The organism is uncultured Campylobacter sp. (assembly GCF_937949835.1).
Taxonomy (GTDB): domain Bacteria; phylum Campylobacterota; class Campylobacteria; order Campylobacterales; family Campylobacteraceae; genus Campylobacter_B.
On record NZ_CALEDC010000069.1, the window covers coordinates 1 to 2,056 of the forward strand.

Here is a 2,056-nt window from a genome sequence, read left to right on the forward strand (position 1 = left end):
GGAACTAAAATTTAATAAAGACCTGGACGCGCCAAATTATCTTTTAAGAGTTAAAAATTTTTAACTCAGGCATTTTTCGAATTTACGAAGTCTCACTCCACGAGCCGCGCGCGGATGTCGCCGAAGAGCAGCACGTCCTTCAAAACGGCGCGATCGGCATAACCGCGCTCGTTTAGGCTCAGGTGCAGCTCGCCTCGGCTGCTCGAAAATATCGGCTGGTTGATGAAAACCACGTAAATCGCCGCAGCCTGCTTATCTGCGCCCGCGCCGCGCCCTTTAAAATTTACGTCCGTTGTGCCGGTTTTCGTGTCTGCTCCGCTAGAGCTTGCGCTTGCCGCTGCGCCGGAGTTGGTATCCGCATCGTTAGGCGGCGCGACGCCAAGCTCGCTCGCGATATTTGCGGCGGCGCTTCCGCGCGGCCTTTCGATGTCGATCCTTCCGTCGGCGCTCTTTGCGCCCGCGGCTCGGACGAAAAATTTATCGCCCGAGTGCGGGATTTTAGAGAAATTGAAAAACAAACTCAGCAGGTCGTTCGTCGCAAAATAGGGCAAAATTTCATCGCTTACGAGCTGTAGCTCGCCGCCCGCGCCCTTGAACTTTTGAAATTTTATCGTTTTGCGCGCGTAGTCGAAGGCGTAGGTTTTGCGCTCGTTTTTCGTCGTTTTGCCCTTTTTGCGCGAGACCTCGTGGACGTATAGATCGGGCATCAAAAGCCCCGCTACGACGCGCCCCTTCGAGCGGAAGCTCTCGCGCCTTTGCCCGCTTAGGCTGCCCGCGACGCCCTGCGCAACGGCATCCATGACGATCTCGTAGCGATCGTCCTCGCGCACGAGCCGCGTATTTGCGCTGCCGACCGCGCCGAAAACGCCGAACGAAATCTCATATTTCGCGCTGATCGTTTCGCCAAAAAGCGCGCTCGCGCACAAAATCAAAATAGCAAAAAATTTCATCCCTACCGTCCTTCCGCTTTTCAGCGCCCCATTATACGGCGCCCGTAAAATTTACGCTCTGTGTCGCTCTATCGCATTGTGTTCACAAAGCTCGCGCGATAATCTGCGCCGCGTTTGTAAAATTTACCATAAAAAGCAAAACTCGCGCCGCCTATTTCATTTTCTCCATAGCGTGATTATTGAATATCAGCCGCCGCTCCTTGCCGTCGTGAAAGGCCGCGCCGTATGCGCCTAAAGACGCCGACTGTTGCCGCTTTTATATTTATGGCGCATATACGGCTCGGCGCGCGCTTGCCAGAAATCGGAGCGATTCTATATTTCGTACAGGCCGCTTCGTCGCAAAGCGTGCCTGTGAATAAAACAAAATTTCATATTGCGGCTATGTTTGCGCTTTGCGCTAGCCGCTATGCCGCGCCCGTTAAATTTATGCTCTTTGCGCCACTCCATCGCATTGTATTCGCAAAGCTCGCGCATAAAATTTGCGCCGTTCGTTGCGCTTGCTAGCTTACACTTCCGTGAGGCGCCGTTTCGTGCCGCAAACGCAGCCGCGCCGGTCGCTAGTAAATCCGCTTAAATTTAAACGGCTCGTGCGGGTCAAATTCGTAAATTTAATCCTTCCAAAGCCACCATTTCAGCTTGGCTTTGTCGGGACGGGGCGTGCTGGCGTAGTAGCAAACCATGCGGTAAACGTAGAGGACGCACCTGTCGCTGCCGCGTCCAAGCGCCAGCAGACAATGCCGCCGAACCCTTCTCCAAGCTTGATTTTATTATTCGGTTCATGCCTAGGCTTTTAACAGTTTGTCAAATTATAAGGCTTTACCCAAAACATTCTTAAAATAGTACAAGTATAAAAATTTTGCTACTCATTTTAGAATGCCATTTTCTGTTCCAAAATTGCTAGTCTTCTGAGCTAGCATAGTCCAACGACGAGATCTATTGATCCAATAACATATTATTGTTTCATATTAGTTTCCTTTTAATTATTTTTATTCTTAAAATTTATTAAATGTTATTCTTTGTTTTTAAAATCTTAATATCATTTTTGTTATTTTTTATATTAAAATTTTTTATTATGTATTGTTGTGTCTCTGGTGACCAATAAATTT

At 49.0% G+C, this 2,056-nt stretch carries 1 protein-coding gene and 1 pseudogene; both read right to left on the reverse strand.

Going from position 1 to position 2,056, the window contains the following annotated elements; genetic code table 11:
• Positions 1–92: 92 nt before the first annotated feature.
• Positions 93–950, reverse strand: a complete 858-nt coding sequence (locus tag Q0256_RS01570; RefSeq protein ID WP_297959492.1) for a DUF3108 domain-containing protein — start codon at positions 948–950, stop codon at positions 93–95.
• 608 nt (positions 951–1,558) lie between these two features.
• Positions 1,559–1,675: pseudogene (locus Q0256_RS01575) on the reverse strand (helix-hairpin-helix domain-containing protein); the annotation flags it as partial.
• Positions 1,676–2,056 lie beyond the last annotated feature (381 nt).

Excerpts from the sequence above, each read along its gene's own strand:
- Q0256_RS01570 (WP_297959492.1), bottom strand. The coding sequence starts at position 950 with ATGAAATTTTTTGCTATTTTGATTTTGTGCGCGAGCGCGCTTTTTGGC.